The 16192-nt window shown below is 69.6% G+C and carries 16 protein-coding genes and 1 tRNA gene; 14 read left to right on the top strand and 3 right to left on the bottom strand.

The features are described 5' to 3' along the window. Nucleotides 1–343 precede the first annotated feature (343 nt). The 3 genes from ACGFW5_RS15555 to ACGFW5_RS15545 all read left to right on the top strand — a co-directional run bounded on the left by ACGFW5_RS15555 (nucleotide 344) and on the right by ACGFW5_RS15545 (nucleotide 2243). Complete coding sequence (locus ACGFW5_RS15555; protein ID WP_393834745.1) at nucleotides 344–595, top strand: helix-turn-helix domain-containing protein; 252 nt, start codon at nucleotides 344–346, stop codon at nucleotides 593–595. A gap of 209 nt (nucleotides 596–804) precedes the next feature. Then, nucleotides 805–1017, top strand: a complete 213-nt coding sequence (locus ACGFW5_RS15550; protein WP_393834744.1) for a helix-turn-helix domain-containing protein — start codon at nucleotides 805–807, stop codon at nucleotides 1015–1017. Further along, nucleotides 1017–2243: a tyrosine-type recombinase/integrase gene (locus tag ACGFW5_RS15545; protein WP_393834743.1), complete on the top strand. Its 1227-nt coding sequence runs from the start codon at nucleotides 1017–1019 to the stop codon at nucleotides 2241–2243. The genes ACGFW5_RS15550 and ACGFW5_RS15545 overlap by 1 nt, the downstream gene beginning before the upstream one ends. Nucleotides 2244–2550: 307 nt before the next feature. On the opposite strand, the gene ACGFW5_RS15540 is transcribed toward ACGFW5_RS15545, so the two are convergent. Continuing rightward, nucleotides 2551–2624, bottom strand: a tRNA-Gly gene (locus ACGFW5_RS15540). 229 nt (nucleotides 2625–2853) lie between these two features. Between ACGFW5_RS15540 and ACGFW5_RS15535 the strand changes: the two genes are divergently transcribed. The 3 genes from ACGFW5_RS15535 to ACGFW5_RS15525 all read left to right on the top strand — a co-directional run bounded on the left by ACGFW5_RS15535 (nucleotide 2854) and on the right by ACGFW5_RS15525 (nucleotide 4387). Then, complete coding sequence (locus tag ACGFW5_RS15535) at nucleotides 2854–3039, top strand: hypothetical protein (protein WP_393834887.1); 186 nt, start codon at nucleotides 2854–2856, stop codon at nucleotides 3037–3039. Nucleotides 3040–3302: 263 nt separating this feature from the next. Continuing rightward, entirely contained in the window at nucleotides 3303–3878 is a 576-nt protein-coding gene (gene dcd / locus ACGFW5_RS15530; RefSeq protein WP_393834742.1) for a dCTP deaminase, read from the top strand. A 2-nt stretch (nucleotides 3879–3880) separates the two neighbouring features. Continuing rightward, the gene (locus ACGFW5_RS15525) at nucleotides 3881–4387 is read left to right on the top strand and encodes a phosphoribosyltransferase (protein ID WP_393834741.1); all 507 of its coding nucleotides are present in this window, start codon (nucleotides 3881–3883) and stop codon (nucleotides 4385–4387) included. Nucleotides 4388–4547: 160 nt separating this feature from the next. On the opposite strand, the gene ACGFW5_RS15520 is transcribed toward ACGFW5_RS15525, so the two are convergent. Then, on the bottom strand, nucleotides 4548–5513 hold the full coding sequence (locus ACGFW5_RS15520; RefSeq protein WP_393834740.1) for a YIP1 family protein: 966 nt from the start codon (nucleotides 5511–5513) through the stop codon (nucleotides 4548–4550). Between the two features lie 330 nt (nucleotides 5514–5843). On the opposite strand from ACGFW5_RS15520, the gene ACGFW5_RS15515 reads away from it, so the two are divergent. Next, complete coding sequence (locus ACGFW5_RS15515) at nucleotides 5844–6344, top strand: hypothetical protein (RefSeq protein ID WP_393834739.1); 501 nt, start codon at nucleotides 5844–5846, stop codon at nucleotides 6342–6344. A gap of 152 nt (nucleotides 6345–6496) precedes the next feature. On the opposite strand, the gene ACGFW5_RS15510 is transcribed toward ACGFW5_RS15515, so the two are convergent. Beyond that, nucleotides 6497–8764 (bottom strand): (Fe-S)-binding protein, encoded by a 2268-nt coding sequence (locus ACGFW5_RS15510; RefSeq protein ID WP_393834738.1) that lies wholly within the window; start codon nucleotides 8762–8764, stop codon nucleotides 6497–6499. 250 nt (nucleotides 8765–9014) lie between these two features. On the opposite strand from ACGFW5_RS15510, the gene ACGFW5_RS15505 reads away from it, so the two are divergent. From ACGFW5_RS15505 to ACGFW5_RS15475, 7 genes are all read left to right on the top strand, one after another. Next, nucleotides 9015–9872: an NAD-dependent epimerase/dehydratase family protein gene (locus tag ACGFW5_RS15505; RefSeq protein WP_393834737.1), complete on the top strand. Its 858-nt coding sequence runs from the start codon at nucleotides 9015–9017 to the stop codon at nucleotides 9870–9872. Between the two features lie 14 nt (nucleotides 9873–9886). Next, nucleotides 9887–10966, top strand: coding sequence for an MraY family glycosyltransferase (locus tag ACGFW5_RS15500; RefSeq protein WP_393834736.1), 1080 nt, complete (start codon nucleotides 9887–9889; stop codon nucleotides 10964–10966). Nucleotides 10967–11022: 56 nt separating this feature from the next. After that, nucleotides 11023–11793 (top strand): FkbM family methyltransferase, encoded by a 771-nt coding sequence (locus ACGFW5_RS15495; RefSeq protein ID WP_393834735.1) that lies wholly within the window; start codon nucleotides 11023–11025, stop codon nucleotides 11791–11793. A gap of 193 nt (nucleotides 11794–11986) precedes the next feature. Next, nucleotides 11987–13849 carry a molecular chaperone DnaK gene (gene dnaK / locus ACGFW5_RS15490; protein WP_393834734.1) on the top strand — a complete coding sequence of 621 codons (1863 nt, stop codon included), beginning with the start codon at nucleotides 11987–11989 and terminating at the stop codon, nucleotides 13847–13849. Then, entirely contained in the window at nucleotides 13849–14487 is a 639-nt protein-coding gene (grpE, locus tag ACGFW5_RS15485; RefSeq protein WP_393834733.1) for a nucleotide exchange factor GrpE, read from the top strand. The genes dnaK and grpE overlap by 1 nt, the downstream gene beginning before the upstream one ends. 45 nt (nucleotides 14488–14532) lie before the next feature. After that, complete coding sequence (gene dnaJ, locus ACGFW5_RS15480; RefSeq protein WP_393834732.1) at nucleotides 14533–15708, top strand: molecular chaperone DnaJ; 1176 nt, start codon at nucleotides 14533–14535, stop codon at nucleotides 15706–15708. 1 nt (nucleotide 15709) lies between these two features. Then, the gene (locus ACGFW5_RS15475) at nucleotides 15710–16177 is read left to right on the top strand and encodes a heat shock protein transcriptional repressor HspR (RefSeq protein ID WP_393834731.1); all 468 of its coding nucleotides are present in this window, start codon (nucleotides 15710–15712) and stop codon (nucleotides 16175–16177) included. Nucleotides 16178–16192 lie beyond the last annotated feature (15 nt).

The following is a 16192-nucleotide window of genomic DNA, read 5'->3' as shown; positions in this document are numbered from 1 at the left end:
TCCCGCACCGGGAATTAAGACGTTAGCCTTCGATCGCCGGTTGACGAAATGGTTCCGGGAAATTGGTGGAACGAAACGGACAACTCATGGCACTTCATCACCCAGGCGGGCCCCAGTATCTGGTGGTGATGCAGGCCATCTGACCAGGGAAGGAGCATCTGACCCACGAGCGGCTCCGCCAGCCGGGATGATCTGACGGGTCGTTATTCGGCTAACCGGGGATCGGCGGCTATGTTGCGCTCTGCGCGCCGGAGTGATGCATGGATTCTGACAACAAAGCGGCGCAACATAGCAGCGAAAACGGTATTTCCAAAACAGCGTTTCCCACGCTACAAATTGACCTATGCCTTCACGCCCCACCGCAGTGGGCCCCGCCGGAGAGCGGGCCGCCCGCGCCATCGAGCGCGCCCGTACCGCCCGCGGTCTCGCCCAGCGCCAGCTGGCCGCCCGCGTGACCGTGTTCGGTCGCCCGATGACCGTCACGATGCTGTCCCGCATCGAACGCCAGCGGCGACGCTGCGACGTCGACGACCTCGTCGCCATCGCCGCGGCACTCGAGGTCTGCCCGCTCGACCTCCTCCACGGGCCCCTGTAGCGACCCTGCTGCCGGCCCGCGCCTGGGCGCGCCAACGCCCGTGAGCCGCAGCTGCCTTGATCCCGCCCGCGTCTGAACGACCAGCACCGCCGGCACATCCGCGGAATCGCACCGCCGTGCCAGACAAGGAACCTCCTTGCGTCGAACCGCAATGCCCCGTGCCCTTCTGCACCACCCCCTCCTCCTCGTCGCGAAGGAGGTGATCCTGCATGGCTGACCGTCTACTCAGCATCCCCGAGGCCGCCGAACGCCTCGGCGTCGGCGAACGCTTCGTCCGCCGCCTCGTCTCCGAGCGCCGCATCCGCTACGTCAAGGTGGGCAAGCACGTCCGCATCGCCGAAAGCGTCCTGGCCGCGTACATAGAAGAGCGGACGGTCGAGCCGGTCCGCACCCGGCGCTCCCGCTATGGGATGGCGGCCTGATGGCCCGCCCGCGCCAGAAGGCGCCGCGCCGCAGCTTCGGTGCCATACGAAAGCTGCCCTCCGGCCGCTATCAGGCCCGCTACCCCGGCACGGACGGGATCCTGCGGCCTGCGCCGGAGACGTTCGAGACGAAGAAGGACGCTGAGGTCTTCCTCGCGCAGATGCAGGCCGATCAGTCGCGCGGCGACTGGCTCGACCCAACCGCAGGTGAGGTGCTGTTCGCCGAGTACGCCAAGCGCTGGATCGACGAGCGTGGCATCGCGCCGACGACGGAAGAGCTGTACCGCCGCCTGCTGCGGCTCCACCTCGGCCCAACGTTCGGGCAGCAGTACGTGAATGTCATCAGTCCTGCCAAGGTCCGCACTTGGCGCGCTGAGCGCTTGCAGGCCACTGGGAAGACGCAAGTGGCCAAGGCGTATCGGCTGCTCAAAGCCATCATGGAGACGGCCGTGGACGACGACCTGATTCGCCGCAATCCCTGCAAGATCCGTGGAGCGGGGAAGGAGGAGGCAGACGAGCGTCCCGTCGCCGCGGTCGAGCAGGTCTTCGCGGTCGCCGAAGCGATCGGCATCCGCTGGCGCCTGCTGGTTCTCCTCGGCGCCTTCGCCTCAATGCGCCCGGAGGAGCTGGCCGAGCTTCGGCGCAAGGACGTCGCTCCGGACGGCAGTGCTCTCTATGTACGAAGAGCTGCCCCCGAACTGAACGTTGGCCGCCGCGTGATCGGCGACCCCAAGTCCCGCGCGGGGAAACGGGAGATCGTCCTGCCCGGCTTCATGCACCTTGACGTTCGGCGGCACCTCGACTGGTTCGCCGAGGCCGGGCCGGAGGGGCTGGTGTTCGTCGGCGAGCGCGGGGCCCGGCTGCGCGGGACGACCTTCGGCCGCAAATGGCGCAAGGCCCGCGACCAGACCGGCCTGCCTGAAGGCTTCCGCTTCTACGATCTGCGGCACACCGGCAACACCATCGCCGCCGACACCGGCGCGAAGATGAAGGACCTCATGGTCCGCGCCGGCCACTCCTCGGAGCGGGCCCAGTTGATCTACCAGCACTCCACGCGCGAGCATCAGAGCAAGCTCGCCGGCGCCATCGACGTCGATGTGCGCCGCCAGCGTGCGGAGGCGGAGGCGGTCGAGCATGCGGCGGACGAGGGGGCGACCGTCCATCCCTTCGTCCCACGCGCCCGCGACACCGGCGCCCTGGACGTCCCCGCCACCCAGCAGGCGTAATCCCTCGCAGCGCCGGTTCCGGCTCCCTCGGTCCGGCGCTGCGGTATGTCCACGGCGTGTCCACCGACTGCGGTGATCTCAGGGCCACTTCGCAGCCGCACACATAACGCGCCCTGCCTGGCGAGTGGTGCAGGTCACCCAAAATGCGTCTCAATATTCGGGACGATCTGGCGAAGTGCCTGCTCGGCGGGGCTGCGGCGCTCAATTCTGTGCGGTAATCGGTCCCTTATGGCACGCGAATGGCACGCGCGCCCGAATTGGTCTAGACAACGAACAAGGCCCCGGTCGCTGACCAGGGCCTTCGTTATGGAGCGAGTGACGGGAATCGAACCCGCGCTCTAAGCTTGGGAAGCTTATGTTCTACCATTAAACTACACTCGCGTGATCGTTTCCCATGGGGAAGCGGTCGCCGCTCACTCTACCCCATGCCCGGCCCCCGGTGGATTCGCCGGGGGCCGTCGTGCTGTCGGGGGCCGGGATCCCGGTGCGGGGGCCGGGAGTTGGGGCGTACGGTGGAGGGTGTCCGACGTGGCGGAGTGCCGCGTGAGTGCTCGTCCTGTTCATCCCCTAATGTGGTGTTTTCTCCGTCCACGCTTGTTGGGGAAGGGACTTGAGCGACTTGATGGACTCGTTGGAACACACGGTCGTGCGCTGCGCCGAAGGGCATGTCTTCACCACGGATTCGTTTCCGATGCAGCAGCTCGGCGCCGCGCGGATCGGGCCCGGCCGGCTGATCCGCTGTCCGAGGTGCGCACGGCTGCGGCATGCCGTGCCGGTGCTGCTCGACCAGCGGTAGGGCAGCAGTAGGGCAGTAGTAGGGAAGCAGTAGGGAAGCAGTAGGGAAGCGGAAGCGGTAGGTGAGCGGCGGCTGCCAGGCCGCGGGAGTCGCAGCGCAGCGGTAAGGGCCGTGGTCGGGGCGGCGGCAGGGCCGGCCCGGCGGGAGCGGTGGATCACCGGCGCGATCACCAGCGCGATCACCAGCACAGTCGCAGCCGCGATCACAGGCGCGCGGGACCGTCCGATTGGGGCGGGGCCGCGCGCCTTGCGTATCCTCGGGGCGTGCTTCTCTCAGACAAGGACATCCGGGCCGAGATCGACGCCGGGCGGGTCCGGCTCGATCCCTACGACGAATCCATGGTGCAGCCGTCCAGCATCGACGTGCGCCTCGACCGCTTCTTCCGGGTGTTCGAGAACCACCGTTACCCGCACATCGACCCGGCGGTCGAGCAGGCCGACCTCACGCGGCTCGTCGAGCCCGACGGGGACGAGGCGTTCATCCTGCACCCCGGTGAGTTCGTGCTCGCCTCGACGTACGAGGTCATCTCGCTGCCCGACGACCTTGCCAGCCGCCTTGAGGGCAAGAGCTCGCTCGGCCGGCTCGGGCTCGTCACGCACTCCACCGCCGGGTTCATCGACCCCGGGTTCTCGGGGCACGTCACCCTTGAGCTCTCCAACGTCGCCACGCTGCCCATCAAGCTGTGGCCGGGGATGAAGATCGGGCAGCTGTGCCTGTTCCGGCTGAGTTCGTCCGCCGAGGAGCCGTACGGGTCCGAGCGGTACGGATCCCGTTACCAGGGCCAGCGCGGGCCGACCGCCTCGCGGTCCTTCCTCAATTTCCATCGGACCCAGGTGTGAGCATGAGCGACCAGAACGACGTACGCGAGAACCTGACCTACGAGAAGTTCGGCGGAGCCATCCGCGAGCTCGCGCAGACCGTCGCCGACGACGGGTACGAGCCCGACATCGTGGTCTCCATCGCGCGCGGCGGCGTCTTCGTCGCCGGCGGCCTCGCCTACGCGCTTGACTGCAAGAACATCCACCTGGTGAACGTCGAGTTCTACACCGGGGTGGGCACCACGCTCGAAATGCCGGTCATGCTCGCGCCCGTGCCCAACGCAATCGACTTCTCCGGCAAGAAGGTCCTGATCACGGACGACGTGGCCGACACCGGCAAGACGCTGAAGCTCGTGTACGACTTCTGTGTCGCCCACGTCGCCGAGGTCCGCAGCGCCGTCATCTACGAGAAGTCCCACTCGCTGGTGAAGTGCGAGTACGTGTGGAAGCGGACCGACGACTGGATCAACTTCCCCTGGTCCGTCGAGCCTCCCGTCGTACGGCGTGAGGGCCAGGTGCTCGACGCCTGACCCTCATCATTCCCATCCTCGTCACGTACATGACGATCCCCGTCACGTGCGTGCGAAAGGGCCCCGCCGACGACCGGCGGGGCCCTTACGTGCGTACGTCTACACGTGCGTACGTCCACTCCGGACGACCGGCGGGGCCCCTACGTGCGGACGGCCCCGCCTAGATCGTGCCCAGCTTGATCAGCGAGAGCAGCGCCACCAGTTGGATCGCTGACGCGCCCAGCGCCTTCGGCCACGGCAGGTCGTGGGACTTGCTCACCATCGACGTGAACAGGGCCCCCGCCGCCAGCCAGGTCGCCCAGCCAAGGACCTGGACCACGATGTTGTCGCCGCCCAGGAACAGGGCCAGGAGCAGACGCGGCGCGTCCGTCAGGGACATGATCAGCATGGACAGACCCACCGTCGGCTGCCACGCTCCGTCGCCGCCGAGCTGGCGGGCCATCGTGTGGGTCACCGCGCCGAGGATCAGGCCGCCCGCCACGAACACGACGCCGGTGATCAGGACCACCGGGACCGCGTTGGCCAGGGTGGTGCTGATGACGTCCTCGCGCGCCTTGTCGAAGCCGAAGATCGCCAGCATGCCGTAGAGGAACGTGGTGATCAGCGCCGGGCCCCACACCGGGTAGTCCCGCATCTGCCAGAACGTCGGGCCCGGCCGCGTCACCATGCCGGACAGGAGCTCCTTCCAGGGCAGCCGGGGGCCGCTGGGAGGGGCCGCCACCGTGCCGGCCCGGTAGGTCGCGCCGTCGCCGTAGGGGTCCTCACCGATGCTGAACGCCTGGGTGTGGCCCGGGTTGTTCGCGTACGGGTCCTGGGCGGGGGCATAGCCCTGCGGGGCGCCCTGGCCCTGGTGGTACGGGTCCCCGAAGTACTCCGGCTCGTCCTGCTGCGGGTGCGACGGCTGCCCGTACTGCGGCTGCCCGTTCCCGTACTGCGGCGGCTGCCCCTGCCCGTAACCCTGAGGTCGCTGCTGTCCGTGCCCCTGCCCATGCCCGTACTGCGGCTGCTGCTGGGCGCCCGGCCACTGCTGTGCCGGCGCCTGCTGCTGCCCTTGCCCTTGCTGTTGCGGTTGCCGCGGGGGGCGGTTGTTGTCCCGGCCGCCGCGTCCCATCCTGAATCCAGCCACGAATCGAACGTACCTGTTCCGCCGGTACGCCAACCCGGGGCGGCCGGAACCGGGCGCCTTTGCGGCCGACCTGTGACATCCCCTAGGGGCCCGGGCCCACCTTCGGTACCGCGCGGGGGATCCGCACGGCCGCGGCTCAAGCACGGGCACTTTCGTCGCGTTGCTTACGCGATGACCAAACATGGCATTCGTAGATTTGTGGCCTTTACCCCAGTGAAGGGCGTAGGTACGGCATGACGGACATCTTTCTACCTCCGCCGCCCCCTGGTCACCTCTTCAACTGCAACTTCAACTGCAACTTCAACTTCAACGCTACGAGGAAGAGCATCCATGCGAGCCACCCGCCGTACCTGCCGTACCCTCCGCACCCGCCGTACCCTCCGCACCGCCGTCGCCGCCGTCGTCACCGGGGCCGTCGCCGCTCTCGCCCTGCCGGCCGGCGCCGCCTTCGCCGGATCACCCACGGTTGCGCCCCGAGCGCAGACCTCGGACGAGTCCAGGACGAGAGACGGGGCCGGGGACGGGGGCGTCGGCGGGGAGGGGCCCGTGAAGATCACGATGCCCGACGGCCGCACAGCCAAGCTGATCAGTGCCGCCAACGGACCGCGCGTCGAGATCTCCCTGCCCGACGGCGGCCTCCTGGGCGCCATCAACCGTAAGGACCCGTCCGCGCTCAACGACGGCTGGACGTACAAGCTCGTCGACGGCGGCAAGGGCGCCCAGAGGTTCGTCGTCATCGACGGCCAGAACGGCGGCGACAGCTGGGTCTACGACTTCAAGGGCAAGCTGATCGAGAAGTACACCGCCCAGGAGGGCGTCGAGAAGCCGTAGCCATAGCCCCATAGCCATAGCCATGGCTGCGACCGCCGCTCGACGAGGCGTTCTCCTGGGTGGCGGCAACCGAAAGCGGCCGGCTCCGCCTGGGGCGGGACCGGCCGCTTCGTGGGCCTGGGGGCCGGAGCCGAGTAGGCCGGCCGAGCGGGTTACTTCACCGGCTCGGGCTCCGGCTCGCTCTCCGCCTCCGCGGTGCCGGCCGGGTCGACGGGGGTCTTCACCGAGTCGAGGAGCAGCTGCGCCACGTCCACGACCTGGAGGTTCTCCTTGGCCTTCCCGTCGTTCTTCTTGCCGTTGACGGAGTCCGTCAGCATGACGAGGCAGAACGGGCAGGCCGTCGAGACGATGTCCGGGTTGAGGGCCAGGGCCTCGTCGACGCGCTCGTTGTTGATGCGCTTGCCGATCCGCTCCTCCATCCACATGCGCGCACCGCCGGCGCCGCAGCAGAAGCCGCGCTCCTTGTGGCGGTGCATCTCCTGCTGGCGCAGGCCCGGGACGGCCGACATGATCTCGCGCGGGGGCGTGTAGACCTTGTTGTGGCGGCCCAGGTAGCACGGGTCGTGGTAGGTGATCAGACCGTCCACCGGGGTGACCGGGACCAGCTTGCCCTCGTCGATGAGGTGCTGGAGCAGCTGCGTGTGGTGGATGACCTCGAACTCGCCGCCCAGCTGCGGGTACTCGTTCGCGATCGTGTTGAAGCAGTGCGGGCAGGTCGCGACGATCTTCTTCGACGACTTCGGCTTCTTCGTCGACTCGTCTTCATCATCTTCGCCGTACGCCATGTTCAGCATGGCGACGTTCTCCTGGCCGAGCTGCTGGAACAGCGGCTCGTTGCCGAGGCGGCGGGCCGAGTCACCGGTGCACTTCTCGTCGCCGCCCATGATCGCGAACTTGACGCCCGCCATGTGCAGCAGCTCCGCGAAGGCCTTGGTGGTCTTCTTGGCCCGGTCCTCCAGGGCGCCCGCGCAGCCGACCCAGTACAGGTAGTCGACCTCGGTCAGGTCCTCGATGTCCTTGCCGACGATCGGGACCTCGAAGTCGACCTCCTTGGTCCACTCCACGCGCTGCTTCTTGGCGAGGCCCCAGGGGTTGCCCTTCTTCTCCAGGTTCTTGAGCATCGTGCCCGCCTCGGACGGGAACGCGGACTCGATCATCACCTGGTAGCGGCGCATGTCGACGATGTGGTCGATGTGCTCGATGTCGACCGGGCACTGCTCGACGCAGGCGCCGCAGGTGGTGCAGGACCACAGGACGTCCGGGTCGATGACGCCGTTCTCTTCGACGGTGCCGATCAGCGGGCGCTCGGCCTCGGCGAGGGCGGCCGCCGGGACGTTCGCCAGCTGCTCCGGGGTCGCCTTCTCGTTGCTTTCCATGTCCTTGCCGCCGCCGGCCAGCAGGTACGGGGCCTTGGCGTGCGCGTGGTCGCGCAGGGACATGATGAGGAGCTTGGGCGAGAGCGGCTTGCCCGTGTTCCAGGCGGGGCACTGCGACTGGCAGCGGCCGCACTCGGTGCAGGTGGAGAAGTCGAGGATGCCCTTCCAGGAGAAGTGCTCGATCTGCGAGACGCCGTAGACGTCGTCCTCGCCCGGGTCCTCGAAGTCGACCAGTTCGCCGTTCGAGGCCATCGGCTGGAGCGCGCCGAGCGCGACGCCGCCCTGCGACTCGCGCTTGAAGAAGATGTTGGGGAAGGCCAGGAAGCGGTGCCAGGCGACGCCCATGTCGGTCTTGAGCGCGACCGTGATCATCCAGATGAAGGACGTGGCGATCTTCAGGCCCGCGAAGAAGTACGTGAGGTTCTGGAGCGTGGACAGGTCCATGCCGCGGAACCAGGAGACGAGCGGGTACGAGAGGAAGAACGAGGCCTCGTAGCCGTCCACGTGGTGCTGGGCGCCCTCAAGGGCGTGCAGCGTGAAGATGCAGATGCCGACGATGAGGATGACGGCCTCGACGAAGTACGCCTGGCCGGTGTTGGAGCCCGCGAACCGGGACTTGCGGCCCGGCCTGCCCGGCCGGTTCAGCTGCCGGATGACGATGAGCGTCACGATGCCGACCGTCGTCATGGCGCCCAGGAACTCGACGAACATGTTGTACGGCGGCCACTCGCCGATGATCGGCAGGATCCACTCGGCCTTGAAGAGCTGGCCGATGGCGTTGACGATCGTCAGGAGCAGCGAGAAGAAGCCCACGGCGACGAACCAGTGCGCGAAGCCGACGATGCCCCACTTGTTCATGCGGGTGTGGCCGAGGAATTCCTTGACCACGGTGATCGTGCGCTGCGTGGGATCGTCCGTGCGCGTGCCGGCCGGGACGTTCTGGCCGAGCCGCACGAAGCGGTAGATCTGCACGATGGCACGGCCGAACAGCGCTACGCCGACCGCGATTAGGACCAGCGACACGATGATCGCGGCGAGTTGCATGAGGGGGCTCCTCGGGCCTGCGAGGTGGGGTACGGGGGACGGGCTCAAACGGATTACTAAGCAGTAACTTATCCAGTCCACCTGAGCGTACCCACTTCTATCGCCGCACTGTAGCCGCGCAGGCGGTGATCTGTGTCGCTCAGCGTGCCCTTGATCACTCCCGGATATCCATCGTGTTATTCACCACATATACGGACATAACAAACTAACTTGGTGTCGGCCACGACGATCGAACCGATTGGGCGTCCCCATGCCAGCTCCCGCCACGTACCTCGTCACCGGTGGTGCCGGATTCATCGGCTCGCACCTCGCCGATGCGCTGCTCGGCCAGGGCCACACCGTGGTCGTCCTCGACGACCTGTCCACCGGAGTCCGCGCCAACCTCGCCGCCGCCTGGTCCGACCCGCGGCTGCGCTTCGTGCGCGGCTCGGTCCTCGACGAGCGCCTGGTCGGCGAACTCGTCGCCCGCTGCGACGCCGTGGCCCACCTCGCGCCGGTGACGGGCGCCGTCGGCGCCGCTGCCCTGCGGCACGGCAGGAAGCTGTTGATCGCGGCGGCGGACGGCCGCGCCGAGGCGGCCGCGGGGGCCGTCGTCGTACGGCACGGCGACACGGTCGGGCCGCGCCAGTCGCCCGTGCACGTCACCCCGCTGACCCGGCTCGTGCGCCGGGCGGTGGCGGGCGAACCGCTGGCCGTGCACGGCGACGGCACCCGCGCCTGCCGCTTCCTCGACGTCGCCGACGCGATCGACGCGCTGCTCGCCCTGCTGAACCACCCCGGCGCCGCGGGCGGCGAGTTCGACATCGCCGGCACCGAGGAGACGACCGTCATGGCCCTGGCCGAGCGCATCCGGGTCCGCAGCGGCGGCACGTCCGCCCTCAGCCACTTCCCGTACGTCGTCGACCGCGTGCCGCACGAGACGTACGCGAGGCCCGCCGTGCGGCCGCTGGACACGGCGCCGCTGCGCGAACTGACCGGCTGGCGGCCCGCCCGCGGCCTCGACGACATCCTCGACGCGGCGATCGCCCGGGCCCGCGAGGAGGCGCCCGTCGTGCTGCCGGGGCTGCGAACGCCCGCCGCCTCACCGGCCGGGCAACCCCGCGGCTGAGAGGACGGACCGACATGCTGCACGGGCTCGCGGCCGCCACGACCGCCCTCGTCCTGACCGCACTGCTCGCGGCCCTGCTCCGCACCCTGACCCTGAGGTACGGCCGAACCGGGCACACCACCCCGCACCTGGGCGGCGTCGCCGTCGTACTCGCCACGCTCGGGGTGGCCTGCGCGGGCCCGCTGCTCGGCGTCGCCGAGCTCGGCGAGGGCGTGGCGCCCGTGCTCGCCGCGGCCGGCGCGGTCGCGCTGCTCGGCCTGGTCGGGGACCTGCGCCCGCTCGGCGTACGGATCCGGCTCGGTCTACGGATCCGGCTCGTGGCGCAGGCCGGCGCCGCGACCGCGGTCGTCACGGCGGCCGGGCTCTCCCCGGGCGCGGGGGCGCTCGCCGTGCTGTGGATCGTGTGCGTCACCAACGCCTTCACGTTCCTCGACCACTGCGACGGCGTGATGGGAGCGGTGGCCGCCGTCACCGCGCTCGGCCTCGCGGTCTGCGCGATCGCCGAGCGCCGCCCGGGGCACGGCCTGCTCCTGAGCGTGCTCGCCGCCGCCCTGACCGGGTTCCTGCTGCACAACTGGCACCCCGCCCGCATCACCATTGGCGACTGCGGCTCCCTGTTCACCGGGTTCCTGCTCGCCTCCTGCGCGGTGACCGTGCACGCGGGGGAGCCCGGCGGGCGCACCGGCGCCGAACTGTTCGCGCTCACCCTCGTCGTGCTCACCGACACCCTGCTCGTCCTGGTCTCCCGCACCCGCGCGCGCCGCCCGCTGCTGCGCGGCGGCGGCGACCACATCGCGCACCGTCTGCGCAGACTCGGCCTCAGCGCCCAGGGCTCGGCGGTCGTGCTCGGCGTCGCCACCCTGGGCTGCACACTCATCGGGCTCCAGATCCACGACAAACGCCTCGCCCCGGTCGCCGCGCTGCCGCTGGCCCTGATGGTGGCCGGCGCGATCGTGCTGCTGCTGCGCGTGCCGGTGTACGGGCCCGACGCACGCCGCCGCACCCCCCGTGCCCGCACCCCCGCGAACCCCGCCGCCTCCTCCACCTCTGCCTCGACCTCTGCCTCCATCGACATCGCGGGCGGCCGGAGTTGACCCCGTCCAGCAGGGACTTCCAGCAGGGACTTCCAGCAGGGAGCAGCACAGACGTGATGACGACCCTTTTGCGCCATCTGCGCCGCGCGGTGCGCCGCCTCGGCATCGACGTGGTCCGCCACCGCCCCGCGGGCCGCGACCTGGTGCGCCTTCTGCACCGGTACGAGATCGACCTGGTCCTCGACGTGGGCGCGCACCGGGGCGACTTCGGCGCGCTGCTGCGCGAGGCCGGCTACCGCGGCCGCATCGTCTCCTTCGAGCCGCTGCGCGAACCCCGCGCCGAACTGCGCCACCTGGCCGGGCTCGACGACGCCTGGAGCGTCCTGCCGTACGCGCTGGGCGAGCGCACCGGCACCGCCACCCTCAACATCTCCGGCGACGCGGGCCCCGCGAGCTCCTTCCTGCCGATGCTGCCCCGCCACCGCGCGGCGGCCCCCCGCGCCGCGTACACCGCCGACGTCATCGTGGAGACCCGGCGCCTGGACGAGGTGTGGAAACAGGTCACCGCGCCGGGCGAGCGGGTCTTCCTCGCGCTGGACGTGCAGGGGTACGAGGCCCAAGTGCTGGGCGGCGCCGGGGAGTTCGCGGACGAGATCTGCGGGGTGCGGATCGGGGCGCCGCTGGTGCCGCTCTTCGAGGGCGGGCGGCTCTTCGACGATCTGCTCGCGCTGGCCCGTGAACGCTTCGGGCTGACTTTGATGTCGTTGGCGCCCGGCTTCACCGACCCGCGCGACGGGCGGCTGCTCCGGTGCGACCTGGTGCTGCTGCGCGAGGACGCGCCAGGACCGGGGGAGCACGTGCCCGCGCAGGTCGCCGCGATGGTGTGAGAGCGGCTGGTGGGGCGCTCTCCGCACGAGGCGGCGCCCCGTCGACAACAACTCTGACCTGCGCGAATGCCTGCCATTGCACATAAGCGCAGGATAAAACCTGAGTCGGCCCGACTCAGCTCTGTTGACGCGATGCGACCGGTCATGCATCCTTGAGCCAGATCCACTCAAGTAGTCATCTGGAGGAACCGAAATGGCACGTGCGGTCGGCATCGACCTGGGCACGACTAACTCCGTCGTCAGCGTTCTTGAAGGCGGCGAGCCCACCGTCATCACCAACGCAGAGGGCGCCAGGACCACGCCGTCCGTCGTCGCCTTCGCGAAGAACGGCGAGGTGCTGGTCGGCGAGGTCGCCAAGCGCCAGGCGGTCACCAACGTCGACAGGACCATCCGGTCGGTCAAGCGCCACATGGGCACCGACTGGAAGATCGAGCTCGACGGCAAGAGCTTCAACCCGCAGCAGATGAGCGCCTTCATCCTGCAGAAGCTGAAGCGCGACGCGGAGGCCTACCTCGGCGAGAAGGTCACCGACGCGGTCATCACCGTGCCGGCGTACTTCAACGACTCCGAGCGCCAGGCCACCAAGGAGGCCGGCGAGATCGCGGGCCTCAACGTCCTGCGCATCGTCAACGAGCCGACGGCCGCCGCCCTCGCGTACGGCCTCGACAAGGACGACCAGACGATCCTCGTCTTCGACCTCGGTGGCGGCACCTTCGACGTGTCCCTCCTGGAGATCGGCGACGGCGTCGTCGAGGTGAAGGCCACCAACGGTGACAACCACCTCGGTGGTGACGACTGGGACCAGCGCGTCGTCGACTACCTGGTGAAGCAGTTCCAGTCCGGTCACGGCGTGGACCTGTCCAAGGACAAGATGGCCCTCCAGCGCCTGCGTGAGGCCGCCGAGAAGGCCAAGATCGAGCTGTCCTCGTCCACCGAGACCTCGATCAACCTGCCCTACATCACGGCGTCCGCCGAGGGCCCGCTGCACCTGGACGAGAAGCTGACGCGCGCCCAGTTCCAGCAGCTCACGTCCGACCTCCTGGAGCGCTGCAAGACGCCGTTCCACAACGTCATCAAGGACGCGGGCATCCAGCTCTCCGAGATCGACCACGTCGTTCTCGTCGGTGGCTCCACCCGCATGCCGGCCGTCGCCGAGCTCGTCAAGGAGCTGACCGGCGGCAACGAGGCCAACAAGGGCGTCAACCCGGACGAGGTCGTCGCCATCGGCGCCGCCCTCCAGGCCGGTGTCCTCAAGGGCGAGGTCAAGGACGTCCTGCTCCTCGACGTCACCCCGCTGTCCCTCGGCATCGAGACCAAGGGAGGGATCATGACCAAGCTCATCGAGCGCAACACCACGATCCCGACCAAGCGGTCCGAGATCTTCACGACGGCCGAGGACAACCAGCCGTCCGTGCAGATCCAGGTCTACCAGGGCGAGCGCGAGATCGCGGCGTACAACAAGAAGCTCGGGATGTTCGAGCTGACCGGTCTGCCGCCGGCCCCGCGCGGTGTCCCGCAGATCGAGGTCGCCTTCGACATCGACGCCAACGGCATCATGCACGTCACCGCGAAGGACCTCGGCACCGGCAAGGAGCAGAAGATGACCGTCACCGGCGGCTCCTCGCTGCCGAAGGACGAGGTCAACCGGATGCGTGAGGAGGCCGAGCAGTACGCGGAGGAGGACCACCGCCGCCGCGAGGCCGCCGAGTCCCGCAACCAGGGCGAGCAGCTGGTCTACCAGACCGAGAAGTTCCTCAAGGACAACGAGGACAAGGTCCCGGGCGAGGTCAAGACCGAGGTCGAGGCCGCCGTCGCCGAGCTGAAGGAAAAGCTCAAGGGCGAGGATTCCGCGGAGATCCGCACCGCCACCGAGAAGGTCGCGGCCGTCTCGCAGAAGCTGGGCCAGGCCATGTACGCCGACGCCCAGGCCGCCCAGGGTGCCGCCGGCGCCGAGGGCGCCTCGCAGGCACAGCCCGGTGACGCCGCGGACGACGTGGTCGACGCCGAGATCGTCGACGACGAGAAGCCGCACGACACGAAGGGTGGCGCCGCCTGATGACGGAGGAGACCCCGGGCTTCGAGGAGAAGCCCGACGTCCCCTCCGGCGCATCGGAAGACGCCGAGCCGAAGGCCGCCGACTCCTCCCCCGAGGAGGAGAAGGCGGCCCCGGCCGGGGACGCTGCCAAGGACATCGCCCTTCAGGCCCAGCTGGACCAGGCCCAGACGGCGCTCGCCGAGCGCACCACGGACCTCCAGCGCCTCCAGGCCGAGTACCAGAACTACCGCCGCCGCGTGGAGCGGGACCGCGTCACGGTCAAGGAGGTCGCAGTCGCCGGCCTCCTGACCGAGCTGCTGCCCACGCTCGACGACATCGGCCGCGCCAGGGAACACGGCGAGCTGACCGGCGGCTTCAAGTCGGTGGCCGAATCCCTGGAGACGGTCGCCGCGAAGATGGGCCTTCAGCAGTTCGGCAAGGAGGGCGAGCCCTTCGACCCGACGGTCCACGAGGCCCTGATGCACAGCTACGCGCCGGACGTCACGGAGACGACCTGCGTGGCGATCCTCCAGCCCGGGTACCGGATCGGCGAGCGTACGATCCGCCCCGCGCGGGTCGCGGTGGCCGAGCCCCAGCCGGGTGCGGCCGCCAAGGAAGAGTCGAGTGACGAGGAGAGCGGTGGCCCCGACAAGGGCTGACGCAGCGGTCATCGAAGAAGTGATCGTCCGGAAGGAGGGACGTCGATGAACACGAAGGACTTCGTCGAGAAGGACTACTACAAGGTTCTCGGCGTCCCCAAGGACGCCACCGACGCGGAGATCAAGAAGGCGTACCGCAAGCTGGCGCGCGAGAACCACCCCGACGCCAACAAGGGCGACACCAAGGCGGAGGAGCGCTTCAAGGAGATCTCCGAGGCCAACGACATCCTCGGCGACCCCAAGAAGCGCAAGGAGTACGACGAGGCGCGCGCCCTGTTCGGCAACGGAGGCTTCCGTGCCGGTCCTGGCGCGGGCGGCGGCAGCTTCAACTTCGACCTGGGCGACCTGTTCGGCGGGCAGCAGCCCGGCGGGGGCGGCGCGGGGGCCGGCGGCTTCGGCGACGTGTTCGGCGGCCTGTTCAACCGGGGCGGCGCGGGCACCGGCCAGCGCGCCCAGCCGCGCCGCGGCCAGGACCTGGAGTCCGAGGTGACGCTCAGCTTCACCGAGGCGGTCGACGGGGCCACCGTCCCGATCCGGCTGTCCAGCCAGGCGCCCTGCAAGGCCTGTTCGGGCACCGGCGACAAGAACGGCACGCCCCGCGTGTGCCCGACGTGCGTCGGCACCGGCCAGGTCTCGCGCGGCTCGGGCGGCGGGTTCTCGCTGACCGACCCGTGCGTGGACTGCAAGGGCCGCGGCCTGATCGCGGAGAACCCGTGCGACGTCTGCAAGGGCAGCGGCCGGGCGCGTTCCTCGCGCACCATGCAGGTCCGCATCCCGGCCGGCGTCAGCAACAACCAGCGCATCCGCCTGCGCGGCAAGGGCGCGCCGGGTGAACGGGGCGGCCCCGCGGGCGACTTGTACGTCGTGGTGCACGTGGACGCGCACCCGGTGTTCGGCCGCAAGGACGACAACCTCACCGTCACGGTGCCGGTCACCTTCACGGAGGCCGCGCTGGGCGCCGAGGTCAAGGTGCCCACCCTCAGCGGCCCTCCGGTCACCCTGAAACTGCCCGCGGGCACCCCCAACGGCCGTACGATGCGGGCCCGCGGCAAGGGCGCGGTCCGCAAGGACGGCACCCGGGGCGACCTGCTCGTCACGGTCGAGGTGACCGTGCCGAAGGAGCTGGACGACAAGGCCCGCGAGGCCTTGGAGACCTTCCGCGACGCCACCGCGGGCCAGGACCCGCGGGCCGAGCTGTTCCAGGCCGTGAAGGGAGCATGAGATGGACCCCCGCCAGCGCCGTCAGCCCCCGTTCAGCAGCAGGGCGTACGAGCTGACCGACGAGACGCCGGTGTACGTCATCTCGGTGGCGGCCCAGCTCTCCGGTCTGCATCCGCAGACCCTGCGGCAGTACGACCGTCTCGGCCTGGTCTCGCCCGACCGCACGGCCGGGCGCGGCCGGCGCTACTCGGCCCGCGACATCGAACTGCTGCGTACGGTGCAGCAGTTGTCGCAGGACGAGGGCATCAACCTGGCCGGCATCAAGCGCATCATCGAGCTGGAGAACCAGGTCGCCGCGCTCCAGGCGCGAGTGGCCGAGCTGGCCGGCGCCGTCGAGGGCGCGGCCGTCGCGATGCAGCAGCGCGAGGCCCAGGTGCACGCCTCCTACCGGCGCGACCTGGTCCGCTACCAGGACGTCCAGCAGGCGGGCGCGCTGGTCGTGTGGCGTCCGAAGAGGACGTCGGAGTAGTTCCGGGGCGTCCGT

Source organism: Streptomyces sp. NPDC048416, assembly GCF_043200435.1.
Classification (GTDB): Bacteria; Actinomycetota; Actinomycetes; order Streptomycetales; family Streptomycetaceae; genus Streptomyces.
Note: the sequence above shows the minus strand (reverse complement) of the source record. Positions and strands in the feature narration are given on the sequence as shown.